Source organism: Pedobacter sp. PLR (genome assembly GCF_026239675.1).
Taxonomy (GTDB): Bacteria; Bacteroidota; Bacteroidia; order Sphingobacteriales; family Sphingobacteriaceae; genus Pedobacter.
Map to the genome: position 1 here is coordinate 1 of NZ_JAPIVQ010000003.1, position 18,477 is coordinate 18,477.

Annotated in this window: 12 protein-coding genes and 1 tRNA gene; 7 read left to right on the forward strand and 6 right to left on the reverse strand. The window is 36.3% G+C overall.

Going from position 1 to position 18,477, the window contains the following annotated elements; all coding sequences use genetic code 11:
- Positions 1 to 329: 329 nt before the first annotated feature.
- Entirely contained in the window at positions 330 to 2,093 is a 1,764-nt protein-coding gene (locus tag OQX61_RS07115) for a S8 family peptidase (RefSeq protein WP_265840965.1), read from the forward strand.
- Between the two features lie 328 nt (positions 2,094 to 2,421).
- On the opposite strand, the gene OQX61_RS07120 is transcribed toward OQX61_RS07115, so the two are convergent.
- A tRNA-Met gene (locus OQX61_RS07120) sits at positions 2,422 to 2,495 on the reverse strand.
- A gap of 558 nt (positions 2,496 to 3,053) precedes the next feature.
- Between OQX61_RS07120 and OQX61_RS07125 the strand changes: the two genes are divergently transcribed.
- The 3 genes from OQX61_RS07125 (at position 3,054) to OQX61_RS07135 (ending at position 6,272) form a co-directional block, all read left to right on the forward strand.
- The gene (locus tag OQX61_RS07125) at positions 3,054 to 3,434 is read left to right on the forward strand and encodes an START-like domain-containing protein (RefSeq protein ID WP_182961866.1); all 381 of its coding nucleotides are present in this window, start codon (positions 3,054 to 3,056) and stop codon (positions 3,432 to 3,434) included.
- A gap of 30 nt (positions 3,435 to 3,464) precedes the next feature.
- The gene (locus OQX61_RS07130; RefSeq protein WP_265840966.1) at positions 3,465 to 4,904 is read left to right on the forward strand and encodes an LptF/LptG family permease; all 1,440 of its coding nucleotides are present in this window, start codon (positions 3,465 to 3,467) and stop codon (positions 4,902 to 4,904) included.
- 156 nt (positions 4,905 to 5,060) lie between these two features.
- Positions 5,061 to 6,272: a bifunctional 3,4-dihydroxy-2-butanone-4-phosphate synthase/GTP cyclohydrolase II gene (locus OQX61_RS07135; protein ID WP_265840967.1), complete on the forward strand. Its 1,212-nt coding sequence runs from the start codon at positions 5,061 to 5,063 to the stop codon at positions 6,270 to 6,272.
- A 4-nt stretch (positions 6,273 to 6,276) separates the two neighbouring features.
- Here the strand turns inward: OQX61_RS07135 and OQX61_RS07140 are convergent, their stop codons facing one another.
- Complete coding sequence (locus OQX61_RS07140) at positions 6,277 to 10,377, reverse strand: translocation/assembly module TamB domain-containing protein (RefSeq protein WP_265840968.1); 4,101 nt, start codon at positions 10,375 to 10,377, stop codon at positions 6,277 to 6,279.
- A gap of 392 nt (positions 10,378 to 10,769) precedes the next feature.
- Between OQX61_RS07140 and tsaD the strand changes: the two genes are divergently transcribed.
- Together tsaD and OQX61_RS07150 are read left to right on the forward strand one after the other, a co-directional pair.
- A complete protein-coding gene (gene tsaD / locus OQX61_RS07145; protein WP_265840969.1) occupies positions 10,770 to 11,771 on the forward strand; it encodes a tRNA (adenosine(37)-N6)-threonylcarbamoyltransferase complex transferase subunit TsaD in 1,002 nt (333 codons plus the stop codon).
- Positions 11,772 to 11,788: 17 nt separating this feature from the next.
- Positions 11,789 to 11,971, forward strand: a complete 183-nt coding sequence (locus OQX61_RS07150; RefSeq protein WP_182961856.1) for a hypothetical protein — start codon at positions 11,789 to 11,791, stop codon at positions 11,969 to 11,971.
- Positions 11,972 to 12,072: 101 nt separating this feature from the next.
- Here OQX61_RS07150 and recA read toward each other — a convergent pair whose 3' ends face one another.
- From recA to OQX61_RS07170, 4 genes are all read right to left on the reverse strand, one after another.
- The gene (recA, locus tag OQX61_RS07155) at positions 12,073 to 13,095 is read right to left on the reverse strand and encodes a recombinase RecA (protein ID WP_265840970.1); all 1,023 of its coding nucleotides are present in this window, start codon (positions 13,093 to 13,095) and stop codon (positions 12,073 to 12,075) included.
- 131 nt (positions 13,096 to 13,226) lie between these two features.
- Entirely contained in the window at positions 13,227 to 13,895 is a 669-nt protein-coding gene (nth, locus tag OQX61_RS07160; protein WP_265840971.1) for an endonuclease III, read from the reverse strand.
- A 465-nt stretch (positions 13,896 to 14,360) separates the two neighbouring features.
- The gene (locus OQX61_RS07165) at positions 14,361 to 14,552 is read right to left on the reverse strand and encodes a hypothetical protein (RefSeq protein ID WP_265840972.1); all 192 of its coding nucleotides are present in this window, start codon (positions 14,550 to 14,552) and stop codon (positions 14,361 to 14,363) included.
- Positions 14,553 to 14,808: 256 nt separating this feature from the next.
- A complete protein-coding gene (locus tag OQX61_RS07170; RefSeq protein ID WP_265840973.1) occupies positions 14,809 to 15,384 on the reverse strand; it encodes a sigma-70 family RNA polymerase sigma factor in 576 nt (191 codons plus the stop codon).
- A gap of 258 nt (positions 15,385 to 15,642) precedes the next feature.
- Here OQX61_RS07170 and uvrA point away from each other — a divergent pair, with 258 nt between their 5' ends.
- On the forward strand, positions 15,643 to 18,444 hold the full coding sequence (uvrA, locus tag OQX61_RS07175; RefSeq protein WP_265840974.1) for an excinuclease ABC subunit UvrA: 2,802 nt from the start codon (positions 15,643 to 15,645) through the stop codon (positions 18,442 to 18,444).
- Positions 18,445 to 18,477 lie beyond the last annotated feature (33 nt).

Sequence of the window (18,477 nt, forward strand, 5' to 3'; positions counted from 1 at the left end):
AAGTCTGTAGTGAAAACTACAGGCTTTTCTTGTTTATAAGGTTTTTTTAACGGATATTTTTCGTCTGGCAGATGCCATTGAATTTCCTCAGCGCTTACAGGACAACGATTTCACTAATTCTATCAGGTGCCTGCTCTTTTAGGGATTCAATTCATAATACCTTCCCCACCTCTTTTTTTGGAGAGAATTGGTGCTGGTACTGTGGTATTGACTACTCATCTCTTGGTAACTTCATTCTTTTGATTTGTTATTTATGGTTAAAATTCTAACCAGTACTATTCGTGGATCTAAGAAACCGTATTATTGTATTTTATATAAGCATCAAAAGAATGAGAGTTAATCAATTTTTTTTTACACTGTTCCTGTTACTATTAAATGTTTCGGTTTTTTCTCAAAGTAAAGATGTGAAGCTACCAGTAAATTGGTTCAATTTAGACCTTGTAAAGAATGGGGTTTTTGGAATAAGTACTGAACGTGCTTATATGGAGTTACTCCATGATAAAAAGCCAAAACAACGTGTAATTGTAGCTGTAATTGATGGTGGAATAGATATAGACCATGAGGATCTTAAGGATGTTTTATGGATAAATAAAAATGAGATTCCAGGAAATGGAATAGATGATGATGGTAATGGCTATATAGATGATGTCCATGGTTGGAATTTCATTGGATCTAAGCGGGGGAATTTAGCTTATGATAATCTTGAATTAGTGCGAATTTATAGAAATTACGCTCCAAAATATAGTTCTACTATTAAGTCGACAGTACTTGATAGTATTCAGAAGAAAGAATTCGAATTGTACACTAAAGCTACTGCAGATTTTGGTAGAAAATATGATGATGCTGATCGAACATTTAGAATTGTATTTTCAATTAATAAAGTATTGGAATCTATAGTATTCATTAATAAAAAAGCAGTTCCCACTTTGCAGGAGATTGATGCATATAAAGCCGAAGATGAGGTGGAAGAGCAAGTTAAAAAAGTCATAAAATCTGGTATTAAAGAGAGTGGTGGTGTTGCCAAGTTTTATAAAGAGATCAAGGATGCCTATAAGCAATATGATGTTATGTTAAGGTATAATTTAAACCCAAAATATGATCAAAGATCGGAGTTAGTTGGTGATGATTATTCTAATCCTAATGATAATTATTATGGTAATAATGATGTAAAGGGCCCGAATGCAGAGCATGGTTCTCATGTCTCTGGAATTATTGGCGCTAATCGGAGTAATGCCTTAGGGATAAATGGTGTTGCTGATTATATTAGTTTAATGGGAATTAGGGTTGTTCCCGAAGGGGATGAACGCGACAAGGATGTAGCCAATGGAATTAGGTATGCGGTTGATAATGGTGCTAGAATTATTAACATGAGTTTTGGAAAAGGGTATAAGTGGGATAAAAAAATTGTTGACGTAGCTGTGAAATATGCAGAGAGCAAAGGGGTGTTATTGGTTCATGCATCTGGTAATGATAACCTTAATGTTGATAAGGAAGATAATTATCCGAATAAGTATTACGATAGTCCAGAATTCAGGGAATACATGGCTAAGGTTGAAAAATCAGCAAAAAAACAGGCTTCTTTTAGACCTTTAAATGGCCGAATTTCGAATCAAAGAACGGATAGAACCCATGAAAGGTACAACGGTAACAATGCAGTAGACTCAATAAAATCTGGATTACCTCAAGCAACAAATTGGATTGAGGTAGGAGCTAGCGCTTATAAGAATAATTCAGACTTAAAAGCATCATTTTCTAACTATGGAAAGTACAGTGTAGATGTATTTGCTCCTGGTTTTATGATTAATTCTACTGTTCCTGAATCGCTTTATGAAGAGTTTGACGGAACAAGTATGGCGGCACCAGTTGTTTCTGGATTAGCTGCATTAATTTTAAGCTACTATCCTGATTTTACTGCGAAGGAGATACGTGAAATTATTTTGTCATCAGTATCCAAAGTCGTACAAAAAGTAAAACTAATTAATGATAAAGGACAGAGTGTACGAGTTCCTTTCTCTGATCTTTGTGTTAGTGGAGGGGTTGTTAATGCCTATGAAGCGTTGAAATTAGCTGAAATCTACTCCAAGAAGCGATAAACGGTTAGGTAGGATAGCTTAGCCGGTATAAATTGAAACTCCTATATATGATTAGGAGTTTTAGATCCAAAATCACCAATAAATCATTTCTTTTATTTTTTAATTTTATAAGTCTGGTTGGGCGTGTGAAAAAGATTCATTAAAATGACCTTAAAATTTGCACTAATTAGTGTGCCAAATATGTGTCGGATAAGTTTCTTTGCTCTCTGTATTAGGATAAGATTTCTTTATTGAGATCATTAATAGACAGTGAATTTTTATCACCAAAAGTATCATTTAAATAGCTTTAAACCTAAAAAAGCTCACTTTTCAGTGAGCTTTTTTCTAGTAGCGGGGAGCAGGATCGAACTGCCGACCTCAGGGTTATGAATCCTGCGCTCTAACCATCTGAGCTACCCCGCCGGGCGTCTTCTTTCTAAAGAGCTGCAAATATAGAATAATGGTTTGAAATAATGAAAGAAAATATGAAATAAGCTTCTGGATATTGGTTCTGTTTTGATAATGAGTTAGTTATTTTTTTGTGTGCTACTATTTTCTTAGCTATCATGCTTTAAACTGCTATGATTGTATAAATAGTATGTTGTATTTAGGAAGCTTTTTGATTGCATACAGATGATTCTTACTTTGAAGCAGAATTACTAGGATTCAAATTTTCTTCATAAGTTAACTCCTTCAGGTTAGATTTTATATATGTCTGTTTTTTAGGAATCCTTTCGAATAATTACAGTGTAACACCAATTTGATCGCTATGAAAGTTTACTGCAAATGTTTTGAAAAGTTGATTATGAAGTGTGTATTGAGGTCTCTTAAGGCTTAAGTATCTGGTGTGCTAATGATATGTGATACTCCGTCAGACATCTTCTTTTCTAAAGAGTTGCAAATATAGAATATATTACTTTTCTTTAGAAATATATAATATTTAAAAATTGTCCATTAGTTACAGAATGTAAGGATCCATCGATGTCAGAAAAGAAAAAGTTTACGTTAGAATATGAATTGAGATCTTCCCCACGTATTTTGTTTAGCTTCATTAGTGAGCCAAATGGCTTGTCTCAATGGTTTGCCGACGATGTAATTTTCCGTGATCAGGTTTATACATTTACATGGGATGACGAAGTACAAAAAGCGAAGCTTTTGAGTATTAAAGAGAATAAATTGGTGAAATTTAAATGGATTGACGATGAACCACATTGTTATTTTGAAATGGAAATTGTTCAAGATGAATTAACGAACGATGTAGCACTATCTATTACGGACTTTGCGACTGAAGATACGCTTGCAGAGCGAACTTTAATATGGGATAATCAGATTACCTATTTACATAGTGTGTTAGGAGCATAATTTTTCAGTTGCTTTGTTTACCTTTGTATATTGAAAAAGATTCATTTACTTCTGCTCAAAGCATTTATTAGGCCCTTCTTTGTCACATTTTTTATTGTGATGTTCATATTATTGATGTTCTTTTTATTTAAGTACGTCGATGACTTAATTGGGAAGGGCTTTGAATGGTATGTGATTCTGGAGCTGATGTATTATGCATCAGCTGCAAATGTTTCCATGGCACTTCCACTTTCGATTCTTTTGTCATCCATAATGACCTTTGGTACTTTGGGGGAAAATTATGAATTAGTCGCTATAAAGTCTGCTGGCGTATCCCTTCAAAAGGCAATGATGCCTTTATTGGTCCTAATTGTTTTTATTGCTATCGGTTCATTTTTGTTTTCCGATGTGATGTTGCCGAAAGCCAACTTAAAATTTGGCTCTTTACTATGGGATATACGAAACAAGAAATTATCCTTTTTAATTAAGGAGGGTGTATTTAATAATAGTATTCCCGGGTATTCAATTAGAGTAGATAAGAAGGGGGATGACGGTGTTACCTTGGAGGGAGTGATGATTTATGACCATACCAGTAATAATGGCATAGCAAAGATCATCATTGCTAAAGAAGGAAGAATGGCTAAGGATGAGAAAAATCTTCTTTTAAAACTTAAGAACGGTGTGAGGTATGAAGAATCTAGTGGTGAGAATTCTTCTTACAACCCTAGACAGCAGTTCACACGAATGCGATTTAAAGAAACAGATCAAAAATTTGATATATCAAGTTTTGAAATGAATAGAACAGATGAGCAGGGATTTAGGAATAATACCCAAATGCTTAATTTGAAAGGATTGGTCAAAAAACAGGATTCTTTAACAAAGGAATTAGATAGTATCAATAAATTTGCTGGTATGACTGTCTCTAGTTACTTTAAACAGAATAACTATGTGAAAGGATACAGTAAGGTTAATGTGGCTGAAAAGAAGATCACAGGGCCTGTATTGAGTGCGTTGCCCGTTGATGATAAGTTACGGGCTATTCAGTCTGGTCTGGACCAGGCTAATTCTGTTAAACAAACTGTTTCTGGGAGATTAACGGATCACGATGATAGGGTTCGTAGCCTCATAAAGGTTGAAATTGAGTATCAAAAGAAATTCACTTTAGCAGTATCATGTCTTCTCCTATTTTTCATAGGTGCACCGTTAGGCGCAATTATTAGAAAAGGAGGGTTGGGCTTGCCAGTAGTTATGGCAATTGTATTCTTTTTAATTTACCACATCATTGCCACAGTAGCTGAAAAATCTGCAATAACAGGATCATTAGCTCCATTTTTTGGACCTTGGCTGGCGATTATCATATTGTCTCCTGTTGGTGCATTTCTCACCTATAAAGCGACTGTTGATTCAGCTTTATTTGACGTTACTGCGCTTAAGCAGTTGATTGTAGGTTTATTTAAAAGGAAAAAAGAGCAGGTAGAAAAGAAGGCTTGATAAAGGCCAAGAATTGATTAAACCACCAAATATTCATTACTTATTTATGATATTTAAGCAAAGGATATTGAACAGGAAGGTTGTAACTTTGTACTTAATCTTAATAGTTAAACAAGCAGCTGATCTTAGTGTTTGTGTATAGATATATTTCAAAAAATGGAAATCAAACTAAATGCAATAGAAGAAGCTATTGCTGAAATACAAGCTGGTAAAGTAGTTATTGTTGTTGATGATGAGGACAGGGAAAATGAAGGAGACTTTCTGACCGCTGCTTCAAATGCAACTCCTGAAGTGATTAACTTTATGGCGACCCATGGAAGAGGATTAATATGCGCTGCTTTAACAGAACAGAGATGTGATGAGCTTGGTTTAGAGCTTATGGTTGGTAAGAATACAGCTGCATATGAGACAAACTTTACGGTTTCTGTTGATTTAATAGGATACGGATGTACTACAGGCATTTCTGCTTCAGATCGATCAAAGACTATTCAAGCATTGATCAATCCAAATACAAACCCGGATGAATTAGGTAAACCAGGCCATATTTTTCCTTTACGAGCTAAAGATGGTGGAGTATTGAGAAGATCAGGTCATACGGAAGCATCAGTTGATTTGGCAAGATTGGCTGGTATGGCACCTGCTGGAGTTTTGGTGGAAATTATGAAAGAAGATGGAGAGATGGCAAGATTACCTGATCTCATAAAGATTGCGGCTCAGCATAATCTCAAAATAGTTTCAATAAAAGATCTTATTGCCTATCGATTAAGTAAAGAAAGCTTGATTCAAGAAGAGGTGACTGTTAATCTTCCTACTCAATGGGGCGATTTCAGAATGACTGCTTATACACAGCTGGATACAGGAGCAACCCATTTAGCAATAAGTAAAGGGGAGTGGACAGTTGACGAACCCGTTATGGTAAGAGTACATAGTTCATGTGTTACCGGAGATATCTTTGGCTCTTGTCGATGTGATTGCGGTCCGCAATTGCATAAGGCAATGGAAATGATTGACAAGGAAGGTAAAGGGCTTATTGTATACATGAACCAGGAGGGAAGAGGTATTGGGCTAGTCAACAAGTTAAGATCGTACAACCTTCAGGATGCAGGATTCGATACGGTCGAGGCTAACATTAAATTAGGTTTTAAAGGAGATGAAAGGGATTATGGCGTCGGCGCGCAGATCTTAAGAGCCCAGGGTATTTCAAAAATGAGGCTAATGTCTAATAATCCTACAAAACGTGCTGGTCTGACTGGTTACGGATTAGAAATCCTTGAGAATATTTCGATAGAAATTGAAAGTAATATTCATAATGAACAATATCTGAGAACCAAACGTGATAAAATGGGACATCAGATAATGAAAGGATAACAGGTTATCTTTTTCGATTGTTCTTTTGCTGTTCTTTAAGAATAGCATCTTTGTTAATTAATTGCCTGGTTTTGGGAGTTTCCCCTTGCCGGGCTTTTTTCTTTAGATCTCTTTTGTATTGTCCTGTGATTTTTCTTAAGAACTCCCTAAAACTATCAAATTGTTGCGTATAAACTAAGCCCAATGCAGTTACATTATTATTTTGATTGATACCTGAAGTTGTAAAGATAGTTTGTTGAGTAGGGGGTTTATTGGATAGTTTACCAATCAGGGTTCCATCTTTTTTTATTAATCCGAGTACTTCAACTTCACCTCCTACATTATTTCTAGAGAATCCATTTAAAGACAAATCATTCGTACTTCCTCTATTAACAATACCCGCATTTAGGACAAGTCGATCATTAAATAATCTGAAAGACGCATTTGCTTCGGTTAGTGATCGTACATTAAAATCAACAAAATCAAGATTTAAAGAAGATAGGACGTTATTAAGCTGATTAAACAATAACTCAGTTGCGGTACTGGTTACTCCACTTGTAAGTTGTTTTCCTAAATCTTCATTACCTGTTCCAGGAGCAAAACTTCTCCGAATAATTAAGCTTAAAGCCTGGAGATTCAGGTTGTTTGAATCATTGAAATAAGCTTGCATTTCCTCTTTGATAGCTGGATTTGAAGGAAAGAATATATCCAGTTTTATATCGGGTTTTAATAATAGACCTGATAAGCCCATCTCTACTTCTGTTAGTACACGCTCATCTTTGCTATTACCATCTCTATTAGCAGCGGTGTATAGATCTCTCAGGCTTGTTCTAAGCGAATAAATGGCCTTCAATTGTATTTGCGCCATTGTAGGATTGCCAGTCCAACGGATAGTCCCACCTTGCCTGATATTGAATTTTTTGTTAATTACTTCCTGAGCGGTGAAATCGAAACTACCATTTTCAATGATATAATCTCCTGACATATCAAAATCACCCTGGCTATTAATTTTTAAAGTAAGGTCTGTAGCATTTCCCCGGCCACTTAGATTACCTAAGCTTGTGAATATATTTGCGACACTATTAGGATCCACATCTAGTTTTAAATTCATGGTAAGCCCATCAAAACTATTTTGTTTTTTTATTATAGTAGTAGTGTCTTTACTTACGAAAGTGATAAAATCTTTACTGGAAACCGTTTCAGAGCTATTTAAAGGCAGATTAAAAACCGTTCCTTTTTCTGTTTTGGCATCAATATCAATGTACATTCGATTTGTTGGGCCTCTGAAAATGAAAGTCCCGGTACCATATGCCTGGCCATAATAAACGGGGTTATCTTTTTCCGTTGTGTTTAGTGCCATAAAGTTCTTAGCCTTTATTACTGCATCTATTGTGGGATTATCCAGATTGTTTAAATCTACAGTACCATTAGCGATGGCTTCATTATTATCAACGTCTAATAGCTTTAAGTTTTGAACTTTGATGACACTATTGTCTATCGTTACCTGATCATTTAAGGTATAGGCCGTTTGCAGGTAATTAATGGTCATTTTTCCTTTGTCAAATGATACTTCTCCATTAATAGCTGGTTTTTCAAAAGGACCTTTAACAGCGAGGTCAGCGGAAATATTACCCTTTAATTTCGAAACCAATTTCTTGACAAAAGGTTCCAAAACGGCCATTTCTATTTCATCCAGTTTAACATGAAGGTCTATTTCTTTTTTCTCCAGATCGAGACTTCCCCGCGCTTTTAATGTCTCTTTATCATGGGTCATGATAGTGGTATAGATATTAGCGAGATTCTCTGCCTGATGAAAAGAGGAAGTGTCTGTTAGACTTCCAATATAAGTGTCATTAAGACCCAGGGAATCTATAGTGATATTATCCGAAATCTTTGGAGATTTCAGGATATGATGCAATTTTGTTTCACCGTTCAATTTCCCCGCGAGTTTAACACCAAGGGTTTTTATAAAAGGATTTATGGTTTTAAGGTCGAACTTTTCAAAGCCAACCAATAATACATCTTCGGGATCATTGGAAATAATTCCATCCATTGTTAATACCTGAGGACCATTGCTGAGGCCAAAATTATTGATTTGTGTTTTTCCTTGATGGAAGCTAATTCTAACCTTTTCCTGAATTTTCCAATCCTCATTGTTAATTTTCAAAATAGAAGGCAAAATGGTGATACGACCGATTGTATCTGTCGCAAATTCAACCAGTCCATTTAAATCCAGTGAGTTGGCGTCATCAGCGTTTGCGAGTTTGACATTCAGGGTTAAGCTGTCATTTCTAAGAATATTTGAAATATTCACGTTTTTGATGTAGAGACTATCGTTAAGATCAACACGATCAGAAGTAATAATGGCTTGCAACTGATCAGTGGAGGTATTCTCATCAACAATAATGTTATTGACCACTATGCCTTTATATTTTAGTTTTTTCACAAAACCATTTACGGTGGCTACACTCTTTTGGGAGTCAAAATTCCCAAGAAAAATAGCTTGATCTTCTATTTCCAGGCCAGGTACCAGGAGCTGTGCAACAGGTTCGAACTTTTTAATTTTAAGGTCGAACTTAAAGATCTGATCTTTATAATTGATGATATCGGCTTTTAGTGATGGAATATACGTTTTTGCAAGTGCCTTAAAGTAGGAAGGCAGCGTATTTAAGTCGTATTGGCCTTTAATACTCGCATCCAGGATGTCCGAATTGATGGTCAGGTGTCTATCTTTTCCTATCCCACCGGCACTTAGCTGGATCGAGTCAATATGGTAAATACCTTTAACATTATTGAGTTGAACATGTTGGAGTAAAAGATTTCCCTGAATATTATCTAAGTTGTTTCCGGTGAAGTTGGTACTAAATATGGCCTCTATTTGCAGAGAATCTTTATATAGGTTGAGTGCTTTCAGTCTGGCTTTTTTAATGTTAGCTTTAAAATTAAACTCAGGAAGTTTTCCATTTAAGTTTACGCCGCCATCAAAAAACATATTGAGGTTTTTATCATCAACTTTTAGGCTGCCGTCAAAATACTTCTTTTCAAAAGTTCCGTCAATTTTAACATTTCTATACCTATAATTGTTAAAATCTATGTAGTTAATGTCGCCATCTAATCGTTCAGTTAGATTTTTGATTTCTGTTCCACGGCCTTTGATATTTAGTGCTGCTGTAATTTTCCCGAGGCTTTTTTCATTAATCAGGTTACCTAAGTTGAAATCATAAGTTTTGACATTTCCAGAATAGGAAGGGACGCCTTGTTTATCAATTTTCATATTGACATCAGAGACCAGACGTCCAAGTTTTGTTTTAAACTCGCCATAGGCGATAAAATCATTTTGGAAGCCAGTAAATGAACCATTGAAGTTCACATTGCCAAATTTTGAAACTATTTCAGGAATTTTTTTAGCTTTTTTTCCTGTCACACTTGTAAGTAACTCATCCAGATCCTTTTTGTTGGTTCCAGCCATCTCAATTTTAAGGTCCATAAAGGTTTCCTTTAGTACCGGAAGACCTTTAAGGTTAAAATCACCTTTGATGTGAGTTGCTTTACCTGCTTTTATGGAAAGTTTTTTTGCACGTAGATTGTTTACCAGACCAGTGATTTGTCCATCTACATCTAGTTCTAAATTCATCTGGTCTAGTTCAGATGTAAAGAATGATACATCGCGGGAAGCAATGTGGCTATCTTTAAAACTAGCTTTCATTCTTACTTTATTGACATAATCTCTAAAGTCCCTGTATCGGTTAAAGCTCATTTTGAAATAATCTTTTAACCTGGAATGATTGGTTTCTAATAATAGGCGTTCCAGCTCTATTTTATTACTGTCTACTGTAGCGAAAGTGGTTAAGTTTTTAAGATAAAAACCACTCTTTTCCTTAAAGGTCAGGTTTTTTATTTCTGCTTGAATGATGTGATCAGTTGTGTTTAATTTTTCGAGGATACCGTTCAGATTACTGAGTTGCACATCCTCAAAATCGACACCTTTCATCACGTTATTATACTTATAGTTTTTATACTTAAAACCGAAGTTATTTAGGATGACGCGATCGAAAGTGACTTTGTAAGGCTTCTTCTTTTTAGCGGAAGGAGTACCCGAATCAAAATAATCAATAATGAAATCCAAATTCGTGGATCCATTTTTATATGTTTTAAGAAAGAAGGCTCCGTTATTTAGTTGTACGGTATTTACGTCAACGATTCTTTTTTCTAACGAAAGCTGGTTTAGATCTACTAAAAATTTGGGAGTATTTAACAATGTATCCTTTTGTTGGTCGAGTACAAGTAAGTTTTCTAAAACAAGGGATTTAAATGGTTTTATGTAAATTCCCGATAAGGATATGGTTGTATTGAGTTCTTTTGACAAATAATCGGCAGCTTTTTTTGCGACAAAAGTCTGCACAGGCTTGAATTGAAGCGCGAATAATAGAATCGCAACTAGTAATAACACTGATGCAACAAACCAAAGAAGTATTTTTAATAGTTTTTTAATAGTTTTGTAGCTTAATAATAATCATTGTGCCAATAATACTCGCTATAGAATCTTCTTGTGATGAAACTTCGGTTGCTATTTGTAACAACGGCAAAATTACTGCCAATGTTATTGCAAACCAAACAATTCATGAAAATTATGGTGGTGTAATCCCTGAACTTGCTTCAAGGGTACATCAGCAAAATATTGTCCCTGTTATACAGCAAGCCTTAATTAATGCTAATGTAGACAAAAAGGAGCTAAATGGTGTCGCTTTTACACGTGGCCCGGGTTTATTAGGCTCCTTATTGGTAGGTGTTTCATTTGCAAAATCATTCGCTCTGGCGTTGGATTTACCTTTAATTGCCGTAAATCATATGCATGCGCATATTTTGGCGCATTTTATTGATGATCCAAAGCCATCCTTTCCTTTTTTATGTTTGACCGTTTCTGGTGGTCATACCCAAATTGTGCTGGTGAAGGATTACTTTGATATGGAAATTGTAGGGGAGACTTTAGATGATGCAGCAGGAGAAGCATTTGATAAAACTGCAAAAATATTAAGTCTTCCTTATCCGGGCGGACCTCTTATAGATCTTCATGCAAAATCAGGAAATCCTTTGGCGTTTAAATTTGGGGAACCTCAGATCAAAGATTTGGATTACAGTTTCAGTGGATTTAAAACATCTATCTTATATTTCATCCGAAAGCAAGAAAAAGAAAACCCGGACTTTATATCGGAACATTTAGATGATATTTGCGCTTCGGTTCAACACAGTATAGTTCATATATTATTGAACAAATTGAAGAAGGCTGCAAAGCAATATGGAATTAAAGAAATTGCAATTGCCGGAGGTGTTTCTGCAAATAGTGGTTTACGGGATACATTGCAAAAGACAGCTCTGGAATTAGGTTGGAATGTTTACATTCCGGCTTTTGAATATTGTACGGATAACGCAGCTATGATTGCTATTGCCGGATATCAGAAGTATTTAAATGCAGATTTTGTGGAGCAGGATGTTGCTCCAATGTCCAGAATGAATTTTTAATATAAGAACAGCTAATTATGAGTGCTACGAGTTTTATTTTTTTCGGCTTAATGCTGATTCCCTTCATCATTTTTATCATATGGTTGGTAAAACAAGATAAACAGAGAAATTATCTTGGCTTAGCCGTTTTACTTGCGGCAATTATCGTGGCCATCATTGTGGCCATCTACGTTGATGCAAAATATATGAAGCTTCAGTAAGAATTTGAGGAGCTATTTAATAGATCCAGAATATAGATAACAAAAAAGGGCGATCGATTGATTGCCCTTTTTTATTTACTTGTATCCTTATTGAGGTACTATTATGCTTGTACTGGAAGTTCTTCCAATTTTTCGCCTGTTACTTCAGCTCTGATTTTAGCTTCAATCTCTTCAGACAGTTCCGGGTTATCCAATAATAATTGTTTTACCGCGTCTCTTCCCTGACCAAGTTTCGTTTCTCCATAAGAGAACCAGGAACCTGCTTTTTTAATGATATTAAAATCAACACCTAAGTCGATGATCTCACCTACTTTGGAAATACCTTCACCGAACATGATGTCGAATTCAGCAATTCGGAAAGGTGGAGCAACTTTATTTTTTACGATTTTCACTTTCACCCTGTTTCCTGAAACTTCGTCAGAATCTTTAATTTGAGAAGTTCTACGAATATCTAAACGTACTGACGCATAGAATTTCAATGCATTACCACCAGTAGTTGTTTCCGGGTTACCGAACATTACACCAATTTTTTCACGCAATTGGTTAATGAAAATACAGCAACATCCTGTTTTAGCAATTGTTCCGGTTAGTTTACGTAATGCCTGAGACATTAAACGTGCTTGTAATCCCATTTTCGAATCACCCATTTCGCCTTCAATCTCTGCCTTTGGTACCAATGCAGCAACGGAGTCAATAACAATCACATCAATTGCACCTGACCTGATCAGGTTGTCAGCAATTTCTAATGCCTGCTCACCGTTATCTGGTTGAGAGATCAATAGATTGTCAACGTCAACGCCTAATTTCTTTGCGTAGTTTTTATCAAATGCATGTTCTGCATCGATAAAAGCAGCAATTCCACCTTTTTTCTGAGCTTCAGCAATGATATGTGTTGCTAAAGTTGTTTTACCAGAAGATTCAGGACCGTATATCTCTATTACTCTTCCTTTTGGAACACCACCAATGCCTAAAGCAATGTCTAAACTGATAGATCCTGTGGAAATAGATTCAATAGGCTCTACAGCATTGTCGCCTAATTTCATTACGGTACCCTTACCATAAGACTTCTCTAACTTATCTAATGTAAGTTGTAATGCTTTTAATTTGTCTGCGTTTACGCTCATATTGTTAAATTCTGGGAGTAAGATAAAATATTACCGTTGGAAGAACAAATAACTTTACTTACATGCTAATTATCTTAGCAAAGATAACGATTGTTTAATCTAAAACAAGAAATAAAATTTTTATTATTTGATCATGCCTCCATGGCGCTAATTATTTTAGTTTTTTTATTATTTTGTTGAAAATATTTACAAATATTGGTGATTTCACAAATGCTACATTTTGGCGATCTCGCCAGGCAAACATACCTGCCATGTAGGATTAACCAATGGTGGGCTACATGTATGGTATGCTCAGGTAAGTTTTTCACCAAATCTTTTTCTACGGCGAGTGGAGTTTTTCCTGCAGACAGGCCTATTCTTCTGGAAACCCTAAAAACATGGGTATCCACGGCCATTGCCGGTGCATTATAAATTACAGAGGCTATCACATTTGCCGTTTTCCTACCTACACCCGGCATCTTTTGCAGTTGATCAATATCAGAGGGAACTACATTATTAAAGTCATTCAATAACATTTGGGCCATTCCTACCAGATGTTTTGCTTTATTATTCGGGTAACTCACACTTCTGATGTAATCAAAAACAATATCAGGAGTTACCTCAGAAAGCGCTTTTGCATTTGGAAAACGTTGAAAAAGTGCAGGTGTTACCTGATTAATTCGTTTATCTGTGCATTGAGCGGAGAGAATTACGGCTACTAATAATTGGTATGGATTATTATAATGCAATTCCGTTTCAGCATCTGGCTGTTTGGCTGCAAAGTGTTCTACAAAAAGTTTGTATCGTTCTTTCTTGAGCATGGACAAATATAACGAGAAGAACTTAGGATGGTTTAATAATTCCTCAGGAAAAAGCTATGTGTTGACAAATTTTGCCTTCCGGTGATATATTGTCCAGGTCGGTTTGGAATGAATCACAGCACGTAGAGAAATACATCAATAATTGGAGTATGAAAACTAATATATAAAATGAAAAAATGCGGGAATGGAAAATTAGTATTCACAAATAGAGGAGTACTCTATAGAATAACACATAGGTTAAAATATATCGTGAAAAGTATAGATTTTAATGGCAAAAAACAGCTGTTAACTGTAGTATATCGATATGCAATACAATATATAAGCTGTACACTATGCAGTAAGGATGGTACAAATAGACAAATGAATTCTAAAAGCTGAAACCTTTCAAAATCAATGTAAAGCGGGAGAAAAAATTTTAAAATGAAAAAGCTGCCAGTAAGACTGGCAGCTTCAATTCGTTTAAAATTATCTGGCTCTGGAGTAGGCTAAAATTTTCGCGATGGTTTCATCGGAAGGGTTTTTTCTCAAACCATCCAGTTGGGGCCTGATTTGGTCATAGAACATCATATCGAGTTCTATAACTGCGTCTGCAGCAGGTTTTTCCTGCTTTTGCAATGAGCAGTTTAACTTGTTAAAAGAAGTAAAAGTTTCCATCATAAGCAATAATAAATGTTCGTTCACTAATAGAAACGTTATTGTTATACATTTATTTTAACCTAAACTACATTTTGTGTAACTAGTTTGTTGCATGATTTGTAATCACTGATTCCCCGATTTAAGATAGCCATTATTGCCTGTTTAAAGGGCGAATTTCAGGTTGTCTATTCATTTATCAGATCAGTAAACTCAAACAGTTTTCCCTTAATAAATTGGTCTGAGATATGGATTACCCATATGTTCCAGTTTAAAAAAATCAGGAAACTTCTTTCACTTTCATCATTTTTCTAAGATTGCTTAAAGCATAGCGCATTCTACCCAATGCGGTATTGATGCTCACTTCAGTGAGCTCTGCAATTTCTTTAAAGCTAAGGTCGGCATAATGGCGCATGATGAGCACCTCTTTCTGATCATCTGGCAATAAGTGAATCATTGCGCGAAGGTCAAAATGAGTTTGTTCTCTCAGCATTTTCTCTTCTGCACTTTCTTCATGAATCTGAAGTAAGTTAAAGATATCTGTACCATCGGCGCTGGTAATAACCGGTGCCCGTTTTTCACGTCTAAAATAATCGATTACCAGATTATGCGCAATTCGCATTACCCAAGGTAAGAATTTACCTTCTTCATTGTAACGACCAGATCTGAGTGTATTGATAACTTTAATAAAAGCATCCTGAAAAATATCCTCTGCGAGGTATTGATCTTTTACTAAAAGATAGATGGAGGTGTATATTTTTGACTTGTGTCTTTTGAGAAGTTCTTCTAAAACCGATTCCTCACCGGTAAGATAAGACTTCACCAAGTCCTGATCACTATATAATTCTAATTTCATAGGAGTATCCGTACTATTAAGTTCCCTGCTAATTGCTATAAAATACTTAGTAGATGTTTTAATCGATATCTTTCTCCTGTTAGTTAGTGGTTTAGTTTGTCTGTTACTTCCCCAAAAGAACCAATTTTTTATTAGAATCCAATAGAAAAACTGTTAAAAAAAAATAAAACCGGATCAGGCACCTTATTTTTGCATGATCTCAAAAATGGCAATATTGCTTTTTTTGGGTTAACTTAGCAGTATTCTATCCAGAAGTCAATGAATAACGAAATCGATAAAGATCCACATCAACATATAATCATAAAGGGTGCCAGAGTCCATAATTTGAAGAATATAGACGTCGCAATCCCTAAAAATAAACTGGTGGTCATCACCGGGATGTCGGGCTCAGGGAAATCATCCTTAGCTTTCGATACGCTATATGCCGAAGGGCAAAGGCGTTATGTAGAAAGTCTTTCTTCCTATGCCCGTCAATTTATGGGCCGGATGAATAAGCCGGATGTGGATTATATTAAAGGAATTGCACCGGCGATTGCAATTGAGCAAAAGGTAATCACTTCAAATCCGAGGTCTACAGTAGGCACTTCTACAGAAATTTACGATTATTTGAAATTATTGTTTTCCAGAATAGGCAAAACATTTTCACCGGTATCCGGTGAAATCGTAAAAAAAGATACGGTCAGCACAGTGGTGGATTTTATTTCTGGTTTGGAGCTGGAAAGCGCAGTCACGATTTTTTGTCCGCTGTTTCCGCACAACAACAGGTCGATTAAAGAAGAATTGGCAGTGTTACTTCAAAAAGGTTTTCTGAGAATCTTCTATAAAGGAGAAATTTTGAAAATTGAGGGCGTGCTTGAAGATGCTTCATTTGAAGATTTTGAACTATCGGATTCGGATACTGTAAGAATTCTGATTGACAGGATTGTGGTGAATACTGATGATGAAACGCTGAGCCGCATTGCAGATTCCGTACAAACTGCATTTTTCGAAGGAAAAGGTGACCTGTATGTAGAGCATAATGGCAAGTCGAATCATTTTTGTGATCGTTTTGAACTTGATGGCATACGTTTCGATGAGCCTACTCCAAATTTTTTCAGTTTCAACAACCCTTATGGGGCTTGCAAAAGATGTGAAGGTTATGGAAATGTGATCGGAATTGATGAAGATCTGGTTATTCCTGATAAGAGCAAAAGCTTATATGACAATGCAATCGCGCCATGGCGTGGAGAAAAAATGCGCGAGTGGTTGAATAAACTGATCAAAAGCGCAGATAAATTTGACTTTCCTATTCATCGCTCTTTTAATGAACTTACGGAAGAGCAGCAAAGATTAATCTGGACAGGAAACAAGTATTTCGGCGGATTAGATGCCTTCTTTAAAGAATTGGAAGAGCAGGCTTTTAAAATTCAATACCGCGTAATGTTGTCCAGGTATCGAGGAAAAACGGTATGTCCGGACTGTAAAGGATCCAGGTTACGTAAAGACGCGTCTTATGTAAAGATCAACGGCAGGTCAATTATTGATGTGGTATTGATGCCTTTGGAAACTATCCTTGACTTCTTCAACCATTTGGAACTGTCATCAAATGATACAAAGATTGCAAAAAGACTATTGGCAGAAATTGTTAACCGCGTATTGTTCCTGAACAATGTCGGTTTGGGCTACCTGACTTTAAACAGGTTGTCCAATACCTTGTCTGGTGGAGAATCGCAAAGAATCAACCTTGCTACTTCTTTAGGGAGTAGTTTAGTAGGCTCTATCTATGTTTTAGATGAGCCTAGCATCGGTTTACATCCGAGAGACACGAATAAACTGATCGAAGTACTCCTTTCTTTGAGAAATGTTGGAAACACTGTTTTGGTGGTAGAGCATGAAGAGGAAATGATGAAAGCTGCCGACCATATTATAGATATAGGTCCGGAAGCGGGTACCCATGGTGGTCACCTGGTTTTCAGCGGGACCTATAAAGAAATTGTAAAAGATAAAAACAGTCTTACCGGACGTTACTTGTCTGGCGTAGAAAAGATAACGATTCCTACACATAGAAGGGCATGGAAAGACCATGTACTGATCAAAGGTGCAAGGGAAAACAACCTGAAAAATATTGATGTTAAATTTCCTTTAGGCGTTTTCACTGTGGTGAGTGGCGTTTCAGGAAGTGGAAAAACCAGTTTGATCAAAAAGATCCTTTACCCCGCTTTACAAAAAGCGATAGGCAATTATGCTGGTGAGCAAACCGGTGCTTATGATGGGATTTATGGCGATTATGAATTGGTGAGTCAGGTGGAAATGGTAGATCAGAATCCGATAGGAAGATCATCCAGATCGAACCCGGTTACCTATGTAAAAGCCTGGGATGATGTAAGAGCACTGTTTTCAGCCTTACCTGCCTCAAAAGCTGCCGGACTAAAACCTGCGGCATTCTCTTTCAATGTAGAAGGCGGTCGATGCGATGTTTGTCAGGGAGAAGGGGAAGTGAAGATCGAGATGCAATTCATGGCCGACATTTATCTTCCTTGCGAAGCTTGTGGCGGAAGAAGGTTTAAACAACAAGTGCTCGACATCACGTATAATGAGAAAAACGTAGCGGATATCCTGGACATGACCATTGATGAGGCGGTAGCTTTTTTCAAAGGAGAGCCTAAGATTTTAACCAAATTACAGCCATTGGTTGATGTTGGTTTGGGTTACGTTCACCTGGGGCAATCTTCAAATACTTTATCAGGTGGAGAAGCACAGCGTATCAAATTAGCTTCATTTTTGATCAAAGGAAACAATGCAAACAAGACCTTGTTCATCTTTGATGAACCGACTACTGGTCTGCATTTTCACGACATCAAGAAACTACTGATCGCTTTAAATACATTGATAGAACAGGGGAATACGATTCTGGTGATCGAGCATAATATGGATATGATTAAATCGGCAGATTGGATCATTGACATAGGTCCCGAGGGTGGCGATAAAGGTGGGAATGTTGTTTTTGAAGGGACACCAGAAGACCTGGTTTCCGCTAATTCATCATATACAGCGAAGTATTTATCAGCACACATGAAATAATTGTATCTTCGCGCATGCTTTTTTTAACACTCT

Excerpts from the sequence above, each read along its gene's own strand:
- uvrA (WP_265840974.1), top strand. The coding sequence starts at position 15,643 with ATGAATAACGAAATCGATAAAGATCCACATCAACATATAATCATAAAG.
- OQX61_RS07135 (WP_265840967.1), top strand. The coding sequence starts at position 5,061 with ATGGAAATCAAACTAAATGCAATAGAAGAAGCTATTGCTGAAATACAA.
- recA (WP_265840970.1), bottom strand. The coding sequence starts at position 13,095 with ATGAGCGTAAACGCAGACAAATTAAAAGCATTACAACTTACATTAGAT.
- nth (WP_265840971.1), bottom strand. The coding sequence starts at position 13,895 with ATGCTCAAGAAAGAACGATACAAACTTTTTGTAGAACACTTTGCAGCC.
- OQX61_RS07115 (WP_265840965.1), top strand. The coding sequence starts at position 330 with ATGAGAGTTAATCAATTTTTTTTTACACTGTTCCTGTTACTATTAAAT.
- OQX61_RS07150 (WP_182961856.1), top strand. The coding sequence starts at position 11,789 with ATGAGTGCTACGAGTTTTATTTTTTTCGGCTTAATGCTGATTCCCTTC.
- OQX61_RS07125 (WP_182961866.1), top strand. The coding sequence starts at position 3,054 with ATGTCAGAAAAGAAAAAGTTTACGTTAGAATATGAATTGAGATCTTCC.
- OQX61_RS07170 (WP_265840973.1), bottom strand. The coding sequence starts at position 15,384 with ATGAAATTAGAATTATATAGTGATCAGGACTTGGTGAAGTCTTATCTT.
- OQX61_RS07165 (WP_265840972.1), bottom strand. The coding sequence starts at position 14,552 with ATGATGGAAACTTTTACTTCTTTTAACAAGTTAAACTGCTCATTGCAA.